Origin of the sequence: Pseudomonas sp. MONT-RG-20F-20-E-7-02 (assembly GCF_022662395.1) — a bacterium.
GTDB lineage: Bacteria > Pseudomonadota > Gammaproteobacteria > Pseudomonadales > Pseudomonadaceae > Aquipseudomonas.
Genome location: NZ_JAKNQN010000001.1, coordinates 636,339 through 654,460, shown reverse-complemented (window position 1 = coordinate 654,460; position 18,122 = coordinate 636,339). Strand labels below are relative to the sequence as shown.

Genomic DNA, 18,122 nt, shown 5'->3' with positions numbered 1-18,122 from the left:
TCAAACAGGCTGATCCGGACTTGCCATCGGAAGCCTATATCGAAAGCCGCGTTGAAACCGTTAACAGTTGTAAATCGGCCACAGCCGCCTGCTCGAAAGCCCCGCACCCACAACGTGCAGGGCCAACGTGGTTTAAACGGCGGTCAAGTGCACTTCTGTCCTGAGCGCCTCAATCAAGTGGTTCAACATTAAGTAACGCTTGTCTTTCAACTGCGGCCAACGCTCAATAAAAAACTGCCCCTTGTCGTCAATTTGAATCGGGGTGGTAATAATTTCGCGGCTATTGGAGTGGTGAACCAGGTTGGCCTGGGTGGTTGAAGGATGCTCGATCAGGAAGTCGCCGATGTTTCTAAGCCGTGTGCGATCCGGCAGCGCGGCAGGGCCGGGTTGGCGTAAGCCGACAGTGCCGACTTCCACTTTGAAATCAGTGCGCGCAGCCATTGCGCCTCGCGAGCCTATGCCTTGATCGATGATTTCCCATGTACTCCGGTGCAGGGGGCGTGCGTTGCCGGGGGCGACATCGCGCACCGTCAGGCTGACTGCATCCTGCAATTGCGCGACGCCCGGAACACCGTTGAACATATCAGCGTGGGCATTCCCCATCAGCGCTACCCATTTATGCGGCCCCACTGCCGCCTGGTCGGCCTTGATCACCTCATTGGCGAAATAGCTGAACAAGGTCTCGCGGCCGTTCAACGCAGACATACCTTTGGCGTGATAACTGGCAGTGCAATCGAGCGCTCGAACCCGAATCCCGTATTTATTCGCGGCGTTGATCACATGGGTGTAAGTGTTGACGCCTGAATAACCCGGCATATGGCCGCGGTCTTGCGCGTTCAGATAACGCTTGAGGTTTGCGGGCATATTCGCCGATTTATAAAACTGCTCCAGCTCTGCCTGATGCAGATCGGTGAGCAGGTGTTCCACATACAGCGTCTTGACGCCCTGCTCCTTCAAATACGCCATGTACTTGATCAGAAACGCTTTGCTGGACTGATGTTCATGAGCTTCGGCAACGATAAATCCCCACTTATGCTCATACACTTGCTTGATAAACGCCTGTTCATCGGTGGCCGTTGCAAGGTCGGAGAAGTCGGGTCGTGCCGGTGGCGTGTAAGCGGCAAACACCTCTTTGGCAGCCTTTTCCAGTCGATCACGCGTGTTGCGGAATGCACCGAACGCTGCGCTGAACGGGCTTCCAGTGGGCGGGCTATAGCGCGTATCAAAAGCGCGTTTGCTGTACAGCATCTCTTGCAGTTCACGCTTAAACGTCGCGGGCAGATCAAACGCACTGTAATGAGACACTGAAGCGGGCACCTGCACCGCCGTTGAGGGGCCGGCCGTCGGCAACGCTTGTGCCGTCGAGGCCAGTGTCAGCCTGTAATCCCCTCGGGCCATTGCGGCGGCAGAAGTATCGGGGAGCACACTCGCTGCCTGGCCCGCCGTCACCTCATCCACGCGCAGCGCAATGACATTCTGCAAATCGGCCAGGCCCGGCACCTCATCAGCACTGCCGATACGGTTGTGATCAACCAGGGCAATCCAGCCTTCATCGGGGCCTTTTGTCGCAAGCTTTTTGTGCGAGTAGAAGTTTCGCAGCTTGCTGCTGCGCGGCACAAACCGCTCCGTTTCGGAGAGTTCCAGCACGTGTTCCATGTGGTAGGAACTTGAAGCGTCCACGCCTTCGATCGCAACATTGTGCTTGTGCGCCTCAAGCATCAGCTTGCGGTAGGTAAACGGGGCGTCCGCCTCCCAGCCCAGGGCCTTGTCGACCCGCGCCAAGTGTTCTTCGACACGTTTCAGGGCGTGCTCGGTATTGCCCTTGGCTTGCTTGTTGATAATTTTAAGCTTGGTGCGAAAAACATCCGCCGGCAGGTTTTCGATGTACACACGCTTGAGCCCTTGCGCAGCCAACGCCTGCATATTCTCGATCAGCAACTGCTTGCTGGCGACACTGGCGTTGGCTGCACCGATGATCAGCCCCTTTTTGAGTGCAAACAGGCTGGCGAGCACGGTGGCACCGCTTGAATCCGCCGCCAGCGCCGGCAAACCTGAACGGTCCGGGCGTGCGGGCGGCGATTTGAAGAACGCCTCGGTATCCTCGACCAGCTGTTTGACCTGGTTGGCATAGCTTTTACGTAGCGTACCCAACTGATCATAGGCCGCACTTTGTGATGCCTGGGCAATCACTTCGTCCGGGCTCTTGCGCCAGAACCCCGTATCGAGTGCCACTCTAAAGTTTCTGCCTTGCTCGGCGGGTATCTCGTAGCCGGCCAGGGTCTGTTCAACCTCTTCCTGAAGTACCTGGTACTGCTTGCGCCCTCCACCCACGACGCCTGAACGTACCCAGCGGCCGTCGACCTGTTGATTGACCAGACGCGAGGTTGAACGCATGTGCCCGGTCAGCGCGTCATAGCGATACAACACGTTACGGCCCATGGCATCCGCCGTGGTCTTTACCCAAAACTCGCTGCCGTCGAACAGCACGGGTTGCATATCGCCAGGAATGCTCAAGGCCGGTGTTTTGAGCAACTGGGCCTGTTTTGCCGTTTTAGTCACCGTTCTGATCGACAGCGTGTTAAGCGGGCCTTTAAGCGCGGGGCGGAAGTCGAACACTGCAGCACCGCCCACATTGGCCATGTAGCCGATGAAGTGTTGCAAGGCCCCACCCGTGTCGCCCTGATGGTAGGCATTAATGGCAAGCATGGCGTCCTTGAAGGCGAGCAGGCCGCCCAGGCCCAGGCTCAACACTGGAAAAGGAATGGTGGCGATGGCGGTGACCAGCTCAACGCAGGTCCAGACAATGCCCATGATCATGTCGGTTCGGTTAACCGTGGTGGCCGCCACGTCATCTATTTTGCGCTGCAATACCATGTTGTAGAGCTCATGGCGCAGGTCGGCCACGGGCGGAACATGGGCGATCGGGTCATGGCGTGCGGGGCTTGGGGTTGTACGATCAATCGTCTCGGGCAAGCCCTTGCGGGCAGTCTCCAGGAAGCTCGCGATCCGGGTCTTGGCTTTGACCGCCACCCTGGCAAGCAGATACTCCGACACACCATCGACTTTTTTCAGCCAGTGGTTGAACAGCTTCGCCTCACGCATGGCGATGCCATCGGGTGCATCGGGGCTGTACAGCAGCACTGGGTTGTCCGCATGGCTGAACAGGTAATTGCCGATAACCCATTCGCCATCCAGCATCAGCCGATGGACCTTGTAGGTGTTACGGGTCGCAACCGTCGTATCACCAAGGCTGTCGATAGCGCGCTCCAGCCACGCCAGATCGACCTGGGCGATATGCCCGCGCAGGCAGCATTCCAACGCCGCGTGTTTGATCTGCAACTGGTTGATCACCAAGGTGACGTCGCGCCGTTTGGAGTAGCCGGGGCTGGTTGCGCTTTGCAGCTTGGCGCGAACCTCATCGATGTAGGCCTGGCCGACCCACACACCGGTCACCGAGCGCGCAACGTTCTGCGGCGCCAGGCGGCTCAGGTCAACCCCGCTCGGCCCGCTGAAGGTGGCTGAGGTGGAGAACTTGGGGTCGATAAAACCGACGTTATCCTGATAGCCGTCTCGGTACAGCTGGGTGTAGGTGATGGGCGCCGGCATGCCGCCCAATAGTGGCCAAGGCGCCGACACATACACCGTGTCCGGGTCGATATCATTCTGGCTACGGCCCAGCAGTGTGTTCAGGCTGAGCTTGGCCTTCTGGTGCACAAAGTCGTTGAAAGGCGTGATGGCTGAATGCAAATCACGATCGAATTTATACGTGCGCAGGGCGCCCGCCGCATCATCGACAAGGCTGGTCAGCCGAGTGCGATCCGCCGCCGAGGCAGAGCGATACCACAACGGCGTGGTGTATTCGTAGTCGTCCACCGCCACGCTTTGCGAATGCACCACCATGGCGTCCAGGCACGCGGCGTGAGAGCACAAAGGGCCGAACGTCACCTCCTCATGTTCCGGTGCATCGGGCCTGAAGCTCAGCCCGGCGAGGAACGTGCGCATTTTCGGACGAAAACGCAGCGGGCATTGCTCCAGCAGATAGTCGCTCATGCTCCGGCCGCTGTACCGGGTGTTGTCATCCGCCCAGCCCACGATGTGCGCCTGGCATTCGCGCTCGCTGGTGAATGCAATAAACGGCTGCTCGCGCGGGCTTTCGGGGGTGCACAGCAGCAAGCGCAGGGTGTGGCCGTCGGCATCGTTCTCACGCAAAAGCCACAGGTCTTTGAGCTGCGCGCCATGCAGCATCACGGTCTGCGCGTGCAGGTGCTGGTTTGTGCCCGCGCGCAGGTCTTCGAACCGCTGATAGCCGGTCTCGGTCAAGTCACCTCGCAACCTGGCAACATAGGCGAGCAACACCAGGCGATGATCGAACAGGTCACGGGCCGCCTGCTTGAGTTCAGGCCAGCCCTGCACTTCTTTCTGCAACGCGGCAAAATCCAGGCGCGGTTGCAGGCCCGACGAGTGAAGCATATCCACCAGGCCCTGCGCATTCAGCTCGGCATGCCGACCTCGCAGCGCCTCGCCCGCATAGCGCACTTTGGTGCGGGTCAGAAAGTACGAGCCAGGCAGCTCATCGCCGGTGTGCAAGCCCGAATAGGTCAACTGCGTCAGGTTGCGCTTGCGCGTATAGGTGCCGACGTTGGGCACATGATTTTGCGTGACGATCTCCAGCAGTTGCGGGTCCAGGTCGTACAGCTCCAGCACTTCGTCCAGGTACTCGGTCACCTGGTAACTCGCCAAGGCTTGGGGCGAAGCGGCCGGCCCCAACAGATCGACAAAGGTCTCGCGGGCCTGGTTGTAGGTTTGGATCAGGCGACTCAATGTGGCCTGATGGGTCGAGTCAGCGTTGCGATACCAATCCGGCAGGCTGTTGTACAGGCTGCGTTCCAGCAACTGTTGCTGCCTGAAAGCCAGGCGAGAGGACAAGTCCGGGAGCGCCGCCTTCACCGCGTTTTCGAGTGCCGACTGCAGCAGCCGTGCATCGTGCAGCGGGTTGTCGACCAGGCTCAAGGCGTGGTCGATGTCCTGGCGGCGCTTGTCGAGCAGCGCGTTGTAGGTGTGCTCGAACAGGGGTTTGCCTTCAATCGGCAGCAATTGCAGGGGCCAGATACCGGCGACCTCCAGCGCTTGGTAACGCACCGGCAAATGGCGGCTGAACTCTTCGCGCTCCGCAGGCAGCGCCAGCAGTGTCTTGAGGCCCTGATCGAGCTCGGCCAACGAATCAAAGGCTTCCAGGCCTCGGTTGGGGGTAAACAACAGCACCTGGCCCAGATCCTCACCCGACGTCAGATTATCCACGCGGGGCGTGGCTTTGCGCGTGAGCACGAAGGCCCCCGCAAACGCCACGGTCTGGCCCTGGTAACTGAAATTGAGCGAGTACATGCCCGGCCTGAAGGTCGGGCCTTTGGCGCAGTCTTCAATCATGCGTTGTTCGTCGGCAGACAGCAGGTAATCACGCACATCCAGCCTGGCCTGTTGCTCCAGCGCGCCAACGCCGGCCGCCAAGGTGATATAGCTTTTGCGACCCTGGCCGCTCACCGCGCTGGTTTCGTCCAGGTTTTGCAGCTGGGTATTCAGGTCGTCCTTGAGCGTGGCGAGCAGCGCCTTGCCGGAATCCTGGGTGAGGTCTGCCTGAGTCAAGGCGCTGAACAACGCCCGTGCCTGGCTCACAAACCGCTGGTTGGCCTCGATCAGGGTGCTGTTCAGCGTTTCCAGCGTGACCAGTTCGGCTGGCAATTCCACGGGAAGCTGGGTTTGGGCGCGCAGATCAGGGGCGATTTCAAGTAAATGTGTGCGAATGTCCTGAAACGTCGGTAAGTCTTGAAGGGTACTCGGCGTGCTCATTGGCACTGTCCTCATGCTGATGAAATGAACCCTCAGCTTGAGGCGCGGCCCGGGTGTGTCGGCGGTAATTATTCAAGCCACCGCAATGGCATTGCATTCAAACCGCACATGGGGATTACTGTACGCCGAGCCCTGTTTCGAGACCGCCCGCCATGTTTGAACTCTCCGCCCTCGTCACCTACGTCGCTGTGGTGATCGGTCTTTTCCTGATCCCAGGCCCCTCGGTGTTGCTGGTGCTTACCCGTACCGTGCAAGGCGGGCGCAAGGTCGGCATCGCCACCGGCCTGGGCGTGGCGACCGGCGATCTGATCCACACGCTGTGCGCGGCATTGGGTTTGTCGGCGATCTTGATGACCTCGGCAGCGGCGTTTAACGCGGTGAAGTGGGTGGGCGCGGCGTATCTGATTTACCTGGGCGTGCGGGCGTTCATGGCTAAAACCGGCCCTCACACACGGCTTGCGTTGCCCGCCGTCACACCACGCCAGGCGTTTTTCCAGGCAGTGGGGGCTGAGGTGCTGAACCCGAAAACCGCGATCTTTTTCCTGGCCTTCCTACCGCAATTCGTCCACCCGCAATCCGGCTCATCGCTGGTTCAGTTCGCGGTGCTGGGCTTGATCTTTTCGGGGTTGAGTGCGGTGTATACCAGTTTGCTGGCCATCGCTATAAGGCCGTTGAGCCGTGGGCTCAAAGGGCTTTCGAGACTGCGTAGGTGGGAAGGCAAAATCATCGGCACGCTGTTTATGGGGCTGGGCGTGAAAGTCGCCTTCCAGCAGCGTTAGTCAGCGCGATGACTGGGCCTTGGCTGACACACCGCTATCGCAGGCAAGCCAGCTCCCACCGTAGATGTGCAGTGTTTGCCTGGAAGCCACCGCGTAACTACTGAATAATGCCGCCTCGCCTTTCTTCGATAAGGACATCCCCTGTAATGAAGTTGCCCGCCCTCCTCCTGGCTGCTGCCGTGCTGCCGACCCTGGCCCATGCTGACGACGCTGCGCTGACCGACACACTCAAAGCCTTCACCCGCTGCGACGCGAGCTTCTTCAGCAGTCTGAACAATCACCGCGATGCCTGGCAGGCCTATGCGCCGCTCCAGCAAGAAAAGCAGTTCACCTGGATCGCGGTCAGAAACCGCACAGACCGCAAGGCCAGCCAAGTGCCGGTCAGCGCGCCGCCCATCGCGGGGTTGAAGCTGTTGTCGTATGCCGATGAAGTCACCGACCTCGGCCCACTGGGGCTCTACTATTACTGGGGGTTTGTGGTGGACGGCGGCGTCGACGAGGTCGCCCAGCGCCTCGCGCCGCTGCTGGAACAACGCGGCGCACTGCAAAAAGGCGATAAGGAATACACCCGCAGCGAGCTCAAGGTCGGTAACGGCTGGCAGTCGATCAAACCCCAACCGGGCAAGGCGCCGGGCACCCGCCAGGTTGAACGCGTGTTGATTGTGGAGCCGGAAGGCAAGTCTGGCACGCAATCGCGCGTCAGCTGTTCGGTACAGGGCGGCGTGAATGCCGGGCTGCTGGCGCAATTGCGTCCGGACATCGCGCCGGTCGACTACCCGCGCACCCAGATCGAAACCAGCTTCACCGAGGTCGAGGTACCGGCCAACGTACGCCAGCGTCTCGACTCACCCTTGCTGCAACCGAAGTTCAAGACGTTGAACTACAGCTACCTGTCCAAGAAAGGCGATGGCAGCAAAGACCTTCCGACCTCGGTCACCTTCAAGGCCGAGGGTGGCTTGCTGGTGAAAAACGAAGCCTATGGCAATACCTTCAACGTTGATCGCCTGACCCAAGCCGACCTGATTCAGTTGAAATCGAAAATGAATGGCGTGGGCGACGGGCGCGTCCTGCAAACCCGCGACGTCGAACTGAACCTGCCGACCAGCTGGGCACCCGGCCAGACCCTGAGCACCCGCCTGCACATGGTAAACGTGCCGGCCCGGCCGACCGACAAACCCTACGAAACCACCCTGACCTGCAAGGTCGGCGAGCGCATCCCGGCACGCCAGGTGTTTGCCTCCTTGACCGGCGATGCCATCAAACTGGCGTGCGACCAGGGCGACTACAAGACCTCACGCGTGTTTATCGAGGACCTGGGCGTGGCGCTGACGCTGGAGTCGACGTCGAGCGAAACCCATTATGTGAATGAAATTACGGCGGTTGAGGTCGTGCGCTAGGACCGAAGCGCTTTGCGAACATCTAAGAGGAAGTGACCGGGATTGGTGTGGCGAGCGGGCATCTTTGTGGCGAGCGGGCTTGCCCCGCGTTGGGCTGCGAAGCAGCCCCAAAACAGTCGCTGAGTTCCGCCTGATACACCGCGCTTGCTTTAATTGGGGCTGCTGCGCAGCCCAACGCGGGGCAAGCCCGCTCGCCACAGGAAGTCCGCTCGCCACAGGGATAACGCCTACTTTTTATTTGGCAAACGCATACTCGCCGCCCTGCTCCACCGCCTCGCGGTAAGCCGGCCGGGCCTGGAAGCGTTTTACCCATGCCGCGAGGTTCGGATAGGCCTGCAACTTGCCCTGGGCCATGGCGATTTCGCCGATAAAACTCATCTGGATATCCGCGCCGCTCAGCTCGTCACCGACCAAATACGGCGTATCCGCCAGCACATCGTTCAAGTAGCCCAGGTAGTTGGCCAGCTCCGATTCGATGCGCGGATGCAACGGCGCACCCGCCTCACCCAAGCGACCGACGTAGAGGTTGAGCATCAGCGGCAGCATGGCCGAGCCTTCGGCGAAGTGCAGCCACTGCACGTATTTATCGTAGGTAGCCGTGGCCGGATCGGGTTGCAGGCGGCCTTGGCCGTGGCGGCGGATCAGGTAGTCGATGATCGCGGCGGACTCGATCAACACGAGGGAACCGTCTTCGATCACCGGGGATTTGCCCAGCGGGTTGATGGCCTTGAGTTCAGGCGGCGCGAGGTTGGTTTTCGGGTCGCGCTGGTAGCGCTTGATCTCATAAGGCAGGCCGAGTTCTTCAAGCAGCCAGAGGATGCGTTGCGAGCGCGAGTTGTTGAGGTGGTGGACGGTGATCATAAAAGCTCCGCTGAACAAGAGTGGGTATCCAGGTAAGAGACTACGCCGTTGCGGTGGAGTGCCATGGATTAATTCGCAACCATGGCCCACAACGACGCGCCTACGCCAGTGATGCTTTCCCCGGCAATCAACCCCGCCGCTGCGGTAATGGCGAAGCGTTCGGTCACGCTCGGCCAACGGCAGCTCACCAGCCACGTCAGCACCGCGCCGAGGGCCATCATCAGTGATACAGAAGCTGGCAACACAAAGGCCAGGCCCAACGCGGCGGCGCTGGGCAAATAGCGAGCACGATGGGCGGGCATGGTGCTGTCGGCAATCCCCAGCAGCACGCCACCAGCCCCCGCCAGGCCAATGGCCCAACGAATGCTCACCGACAACGAATCCAGCCCATGGGTCAGGGTTTGCGCCACGGCTTTCCAGGTGGCGACCGCAGGCGCCGGCCATTCTTCGGTGAGCAACATACTTTGCGGGTCGGGGATCAACGCCAGGTAGGCAAACACGCCGACGATACTGCCGACGAAAATCCCCAGGATTTGCGCGATCACTTGCTTGCGCGGCGTGGCGCCAATCGCTTTGCCAACCTTGAAGTCGTTCATCAAATCCGTGCATTGCCCCGCCGAACCGCCGGCCGTATTGGCACTCATCAGGTTGATCGGCACCTGCCCCGGCGCAACGATGCCAAAGCTCAGTTGCGACAGTTGCCCGATCGCGCCAATCGGCGGAATGCCGGTGGCGCCCACCACCCGCGCGGCCACGGCAGCCAGGCAGATCGCCAGGGGAATGGTCAGCAAAGCCATCCACAGGTTGATCCCGAACAACAGCGCCTGCAGGCTCACTACCAACACAATCGCCAGGGCAAAACCGGCGGCGGGCCCGGCCTTGGGGATCGCCCAGGGCGTGCCGCCAGCGTCTTTGGTGGACTTATGCAACGCCAACAGGCGGATCGCCAGCGAGGCCAGGGTCGAGCACACCATCAGGCTCACGCCGGGCCACAACAACCACTCAACCAGCGCGGCAAACTGCGGGCCGCTGCTGCCTGCCGGCAGGGTCACCAGGCCTTGCGCCAGCAACCACGGGCCCAGGCCGCCCCAGGCGAGCAAGGCACCGAGCAGCAGGGTCAGCCCCACGCGAATGCCGATGATGCCGCCAAAGCCGAGCAACAGCAGCGACGGGTCGGCGGTAAAGGTCAGGCGTTCCATCGCGGCGCTGGGCGACCAGCGCGGGAAGGCCCAAATGAAGGTGTCCACCCACTTGACCAGCCCCGACAGCAAGGCGGCGCCGAGCAGCACCTTCAAGCGTGTCGCGGCTTCGCGGCCGTGGTTGTAGATGTGCAGCAGGGTTTCCAGGGTGGCCATGCCTTCGGGGAACTTCAGCGCCTTGTCATTGAGCAGCGACGGGCGCAGGTACCAGGCGATCCAGATCCCGAGAAAGCTCACCGAGAACACCCAGGCGATCATCGGCAACGCTTCCAGCGTGTTGCCTGTGAGCAAGGTGTAGGCCGGGATCGGCGCCACCAACCCACCGGAGATAATCGAGGCGGCGGCCGAGGCGACTGTCTGGTTGATGTTGCTTTCGTGCAGCGTCCACGGCAGTTGCCCGGGGTTGCGCCTGGCCAGGCCTTGCCAGATGGCATAGCCGACCAGCAGGGCGATGATCGACATGTTGAACGACCAGCCGATCTTGAGCCCGGCGTACACATTTGAGGGTGTCAGCAGGATGCCCAACACGATCCCGGTGCTCACCGCGCGCAGGCTCAGTTCGCGTTCAACCGGGGCGTTCAGGACGGGCGTTGGCGGGGTCGAAGGCATGCAGATTCCTTTCGGCAAGTGAACAGGGCGACCTAATAAGTGAGCCCTGTTGGCGCCGAAGGTTCATCTAACCGCGTGATGGCTTCACACCTCCCTGTGGCGAGCGGGCTTGCCCCGCGTTGGAGTGCGAAGCGCTCCCAATCCAGCCACCACGGTCCAATAGGTAGACCGAGTCGCCAGGGTTTAGGGCCGCTTCGCAGCCCAACGCGGGGCAAGCCCGCTCGCCGCAGGTAGCCCACTTGCCACAGGAAGCGGGCTCGCCACAGGAGGCATCGTCAACTCAAGCGAAACCGCGCGGTGTTCTCACTCAACGCCCGGCTGCCTTTGCTCAAGGTATCCGCCGCCTGGTTCACCGCCCGCGCGCCGTCCAGCAAGCGCCCAGCCGCCTGATCGACCTGCTGGATATTGCCGCTGACCTCATCCGCCGTCGTCGCCTGCTCTTCCACCGCCGCCGCAATCTGCGCCAGGGTGTCGGTGACGTTTTGCACGGCGCCGGCAATTTCGCCCAGGCGCGTGCCCAGGCCGGTGACGGACTCGGCATCGGTCAGCGCCTGGTCGCAGGCGGCGCCCATCAGCGTGACGGCCTGGCTGACCGTCGCGCGCAGGCTGTCCACCGTGCCGGCGATTTGCGCCGTGGAGGCTTGAGTGCGTTGCGACAGGCTGCGCACTTCATCCGCGACCACGGCAAAACCACGGCCCTGCTCGCCGGCGCGGGCGGCTTCGATGGCGGCGTTGAGCGCCAGCAGGTTGGTCTGTTCGGCGATGCCGCGAATGGTATCGACCACTGACTGAATCTGCTGCCCTTGCTGGCTTACCTGTTCCAGCGCGTTGGCGGTGTCGGTCAGGCGCTGGTTGAGTTGCTGAATGCTTGCCGTGGTGCGCTGGCTGTCGCGGCTGCTGTCCTCAGCAATGCGACGGGTCTGCTGCGCGCTGCCTGAGGCCTGCTCGCAGCTTTTGGCGACGCCCATCGAGGTGGCCGCCAATTGCGTGGCCGCGGCGGCGATCTGGCTGATCTGGTGTTGCTGGTCTTCGACTTCGGTGAGGGTGCTGCCCGACTGCGAATTGAGGGTGAGCACGGCGGAGCCCAGTTGCTGGGTTTCGTGATTGACCCCGAGCAGGCTGGTGCGTAACTGCACCACCGCGACGTTGAGCGCGGTGCTGATCGCCGCCAGTTCGTCACGCCCTTCCACCGCCACCTCGACACACAGGTTGCCGTCGCGCAGGGACTCGGCCAGCGTGGTGATGCCACTGGCGCTGCGCCGGATCGAGGCTTGCAGGCAGATGAACAAGTACAAGGCCGCCAGGGCCAGCAGGCTGAACGTCGCCGCCACCGGAATAAACTGCTTGAGCGAGCGGTCACGGTAATAACCCAGGCGCTCATCCAGCGAGTGCAACGACTGGCTGCGCAACGCGCCCAACGCCCCGAGCATGCTGTCGACACTGCGGTCGAAGCCTGTGGTGTCGAGTTTGATGGTGCCGCCAAACACGCCGTCGTCCAGCGCTTTGAGTTCGTTATCGAGCAATTGCAGGCTGGTGTCGTATTGCGCCGTCCACGGCTCGATCCCTGGGTACGGCTTGGCTTTGAGCGACGTGGCGGCCTTGGCCAACTGATCTCGCGCATCGCCGATACGGCCACGCAGGTCGCGCATCTGCAAGCGGCTTTGCAAGGTGAACTGCCCCGAGGCAATCGACGACTGCCCGACACTGGCCGTGCGGCCAATGCGCTCGATCAGGTCTGGCGTGTGCTGGGTGGAAATCTGCATCAGCAGGTATGTTTCCAGCCAAGGGTCAAGGATCAGCCCGGCGTCCTGGGTGATCTGCTCGCGCAGGGTTTGCAACGCGGTCAGGGCGGTGGTGAAGCGGTCATAGCCGTCCGGCCACCAGCCCACGGCACGCAGGGACTGGGTGTCCATGCCCTTGACCGTGGCCTGCAAGGCCTCGAAACGCGCCATAGTGTCGGCACTGGCGTTCTGGGCTTTGAGCGAGTCACCCAAGGCTTGCAGGCTTTGCAGAATGATTGGGCTGCCGGCATCGACCTTGTCCATCGCCGCTTTGGCCGCAGCCGTTGGCGTGTGCAGGATATCCAGCGCCTTCCAGCGCGCCGCCTGGTTGCGTTGCGCGGTGAGCTGGCCATCCAGCGTATCCAGGGCCAATAGCTGATGAACGCCGGACTGCTCGCTGGAAATCACCGCCAATTTGTCGCGATAGTCCTGGCCGATCATCCACAGACTTCCGGCCAGGGGCAGCATGAACAGGAAAAACAGAATCTGGAACTTGCGCGCGAAACCGAAACGGCCAAGCAGGCGGATACCCGGTGATAAAAGACTGTGCATCGCCGACCACTCCCCAAAACAACCTAGAACTGACTAGAAGCAAAATGCCATGTCATTGATTGGGAAGGCACTAGCAAGATACGGGCCGTTGGTGACGAGCCGCGAAATAGGCGGTTGGCCGTTTCAATAGCGCAGTGACGTGCGCGAAAATGGGGCGAAAGCACTCAGTGCGCAGAGTGGAACGGTAACCGGCTTTCCACAGAGGCTGACCTGCCCTAGAGTTCCACCTGCATTAGCCGGCACGGATTACAGTGCAAGGACATCTAAAACCGACATGGAAATCCAATACCCTTGAATAAGAAACAACGCGACGCCATCAGCAAGCTTCTCAGCTACATACTGCGCCACGCGCCCGAATCCATAGGTGTCGTGCTGGACAGCGATGGCTGGACCGACGTTGACGGCTTGATCCACAACGCCAACCAACACGGCCATGCCTTCGATCGCCAAGCCTTGCTAGACGTCGTCGAGAACAACGACAAAAAACGTTTCACGCTCTCCGACGACGGCCAGCGCATCCGTGCCGCACAAGGGCACAGCACCGGGCAGGTTCAGGTGCAGCACGTTGAGAAAACGCCGCCCGCTCAGCTCTACCATGGCACGGCCAGCCGCTTCATGGCTGCCATCGAAACGCAGGGTTTGATCCCCGGCGGTCGGCACCATGTGCACCTGACGGACAACCCCGAAACCGCGCTGGCCGTTGGCAAACGCTATGGGCAGCCGGTGCTGCTGACGGTTGATGCGTTAGGCCTGAGCCAGGCGGGAATCAAGTTTTACCAGGCGGACAATGGCGTGTGGCTGGTGGAGTCGGTGCCGGCGACCTATTTGACCAGCATGTACTGACTGAAATTATTGATGTGATCGTCCAGGTTGTCCTCCAGCATCATCCGGTACTGGTCACAGAAATACTTCAGCATCGCTTCCCGCGCAGCGGCCATTTCCGCGCCGGATTTGAAGTTGCGCGCACTGGCCCAGGCATTGAAGCGCGTGGTGCCGAACATCATCGAGGCGCTGACCTCGCCAAGGTTTTCGCAGGTCTTGAGCTGCTCGTTCGACAGTTCGATATGTGCGTCTGCACGGTCGTAGAAAGCTTGGTCGGTGGTGTCGGCCATGGTGGAGTTCCTGGGTGAGCAAATAATGACGGCTATTGGAGCATATCCGGCCGTCGCAGAGGAGACGCCTCCGGGTGGAGGCGTCTTGAGCATCAGCTCAATGCCAGCACCAAGCGCTCCAGCCCGATGCCAAACCCGGCGCCTTCGCGGTAGGCGCCGCCGCCCACCACTTGCTGCTGCGCGCCAAGCGCGGGGCAACGCACCTCGAAGCCATTGCCCTCAAGGTAGTAACTCAGCCCGCGTTTCACCGCCAGGTTGAGCTCATAGTCGAGCCCCAGCGTATCCAAAAAAGCGCTGCACAGCGCCTGGCTGCGCTGCAACGCCACCGCCGGTTCAGGGCAGAGAATCTCCAGCCCCAACTGGGTGAACTCACGGTAGCGACCGGCTTGCGGCCGCTCATACCGGTAACACCGCGCCACGTAGAAAAACATCGCCTCCTCGCGCCCGCCGAGCAACTGCGTGCTGCGCTCCTGGAACAGTGCGGTGGCTTCAGGGATCAGGCAACACGGGCGGCCCGCCTTGTCATCGAAGGCCCACATCTGCCCGATGATTTCACTGCCGCCGGCTTTTTCGATAAATGTGTCCTGGCCCCACAGCGCAGGGACGATGACCTCTTCAGCGCCAGCTTCGATGAAGGCAGCTCCGAAAACGCCCCTCTATCTCACGCATCATCGCTGCTTCTTTACCCGTCACAATTCGGGTTCCACGTAGCATGGTCATCAGGTGTATCTCCATTTTTTACAGGCAATAAAAAAGGCGCCGAGGGCGCCTTGGGGGTGGTTCATTGAGTGATCAGAACGTCTGGTCAATCCATGAGCGCAAGCAACCGCGGCACCTGGGGCAAGGTCCGTGATGATGATGGCGGTTGCTTGGCGAAAATTCAGTCATGGGGCGATCCTTGCACAGTTGGGCGACGCGTGACAAGCCGCCGTTAAACCAACGGCGTCAACTGACTCAGCTGCTCAGGAGTCGGAAAACCCAGCGTGCGATAGCGTGCCGGGTAAAGGCTCGCAGGCGCCAGCAGGTCACCCAGTTTGGCCTCGAGCTCATCCCATTCAACCACCTGGGTTTGAGCGCTGCCATCGGGCTGCAGTTGAACCAGCGCGACGCGGTCGGTCTTGGGCAACAAGGTGTCGACGGTTTCTGTCCAGCTGCACATCGAGAAGGTCTTGCCGTTGCTGTCTTTCAACTCAAACAGCGTGTAAGACGCGACAAATAGGTCGATTTTCTGCTCGTCGTGGATCGTGTCGAGTTGCTCTTTCTGCACATGGTAATTGCCTTGCAGCAGCATGTGTTCGAGGCTCGCCATGCGCGCCTTGAGTGCTTCATCCTGGGTGACGAAGGGCACGATCCGTTGATCGTCGTAGGTATAGACCTGGCTGGAAACCACACGCCCGGCTTCCATGGCCTTGAAGCTGACCTCGACCATATGCCGAATGCCCTCTTCATCCTTGTCACCGGTCACCATCAGGATGTCGCGGGTCGGGATCATGAACACTGGCCGGCCTTTGATCGAGGCGCGCTGCAGAACATCCGGCAGCAACACGCGGCTGGTGTCATAGCCGTCGTTCCAGCGGCCGACATAGAGCCCAGGCACAATTTCATCAAACGCATCCGGGGTGGCTTCGCGCAGGTTGCTCACCGCCACCGCCAGCGCCTCGTCGAGGCTCACGCCCCAGTTTTCCTTTGGCCCTTCGGTGAGTGTGGACGTGGTCTCGGGGTAGTCCACCGCCAACAAGGTCACGCAGTCTTTGCCCAAGGCCTGGTGGACGGCGGCGTACGGCGCGTCCCAGCCTTCGGTGCGCACCTGGTGCAGGCGCACTTCTTCGAGCATCGCCAGGTTACGGATCACCGGCCGTAACAACGGCCTGACATCTTCGAAGGTTTGCGGGGTTTCCTTTCTGTAGCTGAGCAGCGTCGATACATAACCTTTCAACACCTCAGCTTTGTGCGCCTTGTCGGCGCTCTGATAATCGTTGAAAGCGTTATGCAGGTTGAAATAGCCGCCACCGCCATGCTTGAGACGAAACTCTTTGGGCACGTACTCAAGAGGCTCGCTGAAACCGGCTGCACGCGCGGCCTTGATGACCTTCTCAGCGAAGGCGTCTTCGGTCAGGGGGCGGTTGAAGAGTTTGTCGAGCAGGGAGCCGAACATGCGCAGAGTCCTCCATGAAGTGCGGGCGGTCCATCTTGGGCGGTGCAAGGGTTCACGTAAAGCACCAACCTGGGATGTGTGACCGGCGTTACGGCTGGCGGTTCAAGCCAGCAATTGCGTAATCCACCGCGCCTGCTGTTGGATTTCCTGCAACTTCGCCTGCGGGACTGCCTGGCGCGCCTGTTCGAAGCTGGCCAGGGTCTTGTGCTTCTGGCGCAGCATGCGCTGCCATTTGGCCAGGAACACCGGGCTGCGGGCCTGCATTTGCAGCGGGCCGAAGTACAGCTGTTCGGCGGTGTAGACCACCGGTTCGGCGCGTTCGGCGACGATAATCTCGTAATAGAAGCGATTTTCCTGCAGCAACTCTTCAAGCAGGATGCAGTAACCGTTGTCCATCAACCATTGGCGCAAGGGTTGCTCGCCGCCGTTGGGTTGCAGAATCAGGCGCTCCTGGCCGCTGAGGTGCGCCTTGCCGCTGTCGAGGATGTCACGGATGGTCTCGCCGCCCATGCCGCAGAGGCTGATCGCGGTGACTTCATCGCTGGGTTTGAGCGCCGCCAGGCCGTCCGCCAGGCGCACGGTAATGTGCTGCTCCAGGCCGTTGTCGCGCACGGTGCGCTCGGCGGCGTGGAACGGCGTGGCTGCCACTTCCCCCGCCACCGCCGCCGCGATTACGCCTCGGCGCATCAAGGCCACCGGCAGGTAGCCGTGGTCCGAGCCGATATCGGCCAGGCGCGCGCCGGCGGGTACGTGCGCCGCGACGCGCTCCAGGCGCATGGACAATGTGTGTTCGTTCAACGCGTGTTCCTTATCACAACAAAATTACTCACCCGAAAACCGATCCCGGCTGTTAGTCAGGTGCAACACCATGGCGGCCCGTGCGGCGTCCGGGTCCTGGCGCTTGATCGCATTGAAGATCGCCTCGTGCTCCAGGTTCGCCAGTTGCCCCAGCTTGGTAAAGTCCGCCCCGCCGCGTTCGGCGCCCTTGACCTGGGTGCGCGGGATCATCGCATTGCCCAGGTGCGACATGATCTCGGTAAAAAAGGTATTGCCGGTGGCCTCGGCGATCAGTTGATGAAAGCGCTTGTCCTCCTCCACGCAACTGTCGTTGTTCGCCAGGGAAGCCTGGTAGTCGTCCAGCGCTTCGCGCATGCGCACCAGTTGCTCATCACTCCTGCGCACCGCGGCCAGCGCCACGGCTTGTACTTCAAGGCCAAGGCGCAGCTCCAGCATGTTGCGCACGCTGGCGACCGTGTCCACGTGCAAGCGCAAGCCTTGCTGGGCATGTTGCGCCAGCACAAAGGTGCCGATGCCGTGACGCGTCTCCACCAGCCCGGATGCCTGCAGCTTGGAAATGGCCTCGCGGACCACCGTTCGGCTCACGCCATGCTCAAGCACGATGGTGGATTCCGACGGCAGTTTTTCACCGGGCTTGAGTTGACCGAGCAGGATGCGCTGGGTCAGCGCCTCGACCACGCCTTGGGCAAGGTTGGTGGAGCGTCTGCGCACGAGGGTTCCGTTTTCAATGGGCATTGCTGGGGTCCACGGGGTTGGGCTGGGACGAGCTTAACACCCTGTTTGGTGGTGACGCTGGGTTGATTCGAAAAACAGCCATCTTGTATGACAACCAATCTTAACCACCTCCACCACAGATCCCGGCGCCGTCGCTTCTCCGATGAACACCGGACCTTGGAGACCCGTTAAAAACAGCATAAAAACCAACAAAAACAAGGTAAATAACCAAAATACTCATCCAACCGCTGCGCTTATGAGAACAAATACACGTGGCGCTGGATTGCGAACTCAAGAAATCCACTTGTATGATGTCTATCA

Annotated in this window: 12 protein-coding genes; 3 read left to right on the top strand and 9 right to left on the bottom strand. The window is 61.0% G+C overall.

All coding sequences use genetic code 11. The features are described from left to right. Nucleotides 1-132: 132 nt before the first annotated feature. Nucleotides 133-5,844 carry a membrane-targeted effector domain-containing toxin gene (locus L8I05_RS02920; protein WP_242167143.1) on the bottom strand — a complete coding sequence of 1,904 codons (5,712 nt, stop codon included), beginning with the start codon at nucleotides 5,842-5,844 and terminating at the stop codon, nucleotides 133-135. Between the two features lie 152 nt (nucleotides 5,845-5,996). On the opposite strand from L8I05_RS02920, the gene L8I05_RS02915 reads away from it, so the two are divergent. Both L8I05_RS02915 and L8I05_RS02910 read left to right on the top strand, forming a co-directional pair. Continuing rightward, nucleotides 5,997-6,623 carry a LysE family translocator gene (locus L8I05_RS02915; RefSeq protein ID WP_242167142.1) on the top strand — a complete coding sequence of 209 codons (627 nt, stop codon included), beginning with the start codon at nucleotides 5,997-5,999 and terminating at the stop codon, nucleotides 6,621-6,623. 146 nt (nucleotides 6,624-6,769) lie between these two features. Further along, nucleotides 6,770-8,020 (top strand): hypothetical protein, encoded by a 1,251-nt coding sequence (locus L8I05_RS02910; RefSeq protein WP_242167141.1) that lies wholly within the window; start codon nucleotides 6,770-6,772, stop codon nucleotides 8,018-8,020. A gap of 234 nt (nucleotides 8,021-8,254) precedes the next feature. On the opposite strand, the gene L8I05_RS02905 is transcribed toward L8I05_RS02910, so the two are convergent. The 3 genes from L8I05_RS02905 to L8I05_RS02895 all read right to left on the bottom strand — a co-directional run bounded on the left by L8I05_RS02905 (nucleotide 8,255) and on the right by L8I05_RS02895 (nucleotide 13,022). Beyond that, on the bottom strand, nucleotides 8,255-8,881 hold the full coding sequence (locus L8I05_RS02905; protein ID WP_242167140.1) for a glutathione S-transferase: 627 nt from the start codon (nucleotides 8,879-8,881) through the stop codon (nucleotides 8,255-8,257). A 68-nt stretch (nucleotides 8,882-8,949) separates the two neighbouring features. Next, nucleotides 8,950-10,689: an OPT family oligopeptide transporter gene (locus tag L8I05_RS02900; protein ID WP_242167139.1), complete on the bottom strand. Its 1,740-nt coding sequence runs from the start codon at nucleotides 10,687-10,689 to the stop codon at nucleotides 8,950-8,952. Nucleotides 10,690-10,964: 275 nt separating this feature from the next. Then, nucleotides 10,965-13,022 (bottom strand): methyl-accepting chemotaxis protein, encoded by a 2,058-nt coding sequence (locus tag L8I05_RS02895; RefSeq protein WP_242167138.1) that lies wholly within the window; start codon nucleotides 13,020-13,022, stop codon nucleotides 10,965-10,967. Nucleotides 13,023-13,313: 291 nt separating this feature from the next. On the opposite strand from L8I05_RS02895, the gene L8I05_RS02890 reads away from it, so the two are divergent. Then, a complete protein-coding gene (locus L8I05_RS02890) occupies nucleotides 13,314-13,865 on the top strand; it encodes an RNA 2'-phosphotransferase (protein ID WP_242167137.1) in 552 nt (183 codons plus the stop codon). Here the strand turns inward: L8I05_RS02890 and L8I05_RS02885 are convergent. The 5 genes from L8I05_RS02885 to L8I05_RS02865 form a co-directional block, all read right to left on the bottom strand. Further along, nucleotides 13,844-14,134: a DUF3144 domain-containing protein gene (locus L8I05_RS02885; RefSeq protein WP_159958280.1), complete on the bottom strand. Its 291-nt coding sequence runs from the start codon at nucleotides 14,132-14,134 to the stop codon at nucleotides 13,844-13,846. The genes L8I05_RS02890 and L8I05_RS02885 overlap by 22 nt on opposite strands. Before the next feature lie 92 nt (nucleotides 14,135-14,226). Beyond that, nucleotides 14,227-14,766 carry an ATP phosphoribosyltransferase regulatory subunit gene (locus L8I05_RS02880; protein ID WP_242167469.1) on the bottom strand — a complete coding sequence of 180 codons (540 nt, stop codon included), beginning with the start codon at nucleotides 14,764-14,766 and terminating at the stop codon, nucleotides 14,227-14,229. A 299-nt stretch (nucleotides 14,767-15,065) separates the two neighbouring features. Next, on the bottom strand, nucleotides 15,066-16,289 hold the full coding sequence (locus L8I05_RS02875; RefSeq protein ID WP_242167136.1) for a DUF1444 family protein: 1,224 nt from the start codon (nucleotides 16,287-16,289) through the stop codon (nucleotides 15,066-15,068). A 102-nt stretch (nucleotides 16,290-16,391) separates the two neighbouring features. Further along, nucleotides 16,392-17,087 (bottom strand): tRNA (adenine(22)-N(1))-methyltransferase TrmK, encoded by a 696-nt coding sequence (locus L8I05_RS02870; RefSeq protein ID WP_242167135.1) that lies wholly within the window; start codon nucleotides 17,085-17,087, stop codon nucleotides 16,392-16,394. Nucleotides 17,088-17,111: 24 nt separating this feature from the next. Next, nucleotides 17,112-17,822: a FadR/GntR family transcriptional regulator gene (locus tag L8I05_RS02865; RefSeq protein WP_242167134.1), complete on the bottom strand. Its 711-nt coding sequence runs from the start codon at nucleotides 17,820-17,822 to the stop codon at nucleotides 17,112-17,114. Between the last annotated feature and the right edge of the window lie 300 nt (nucleotides 17,823-18,122).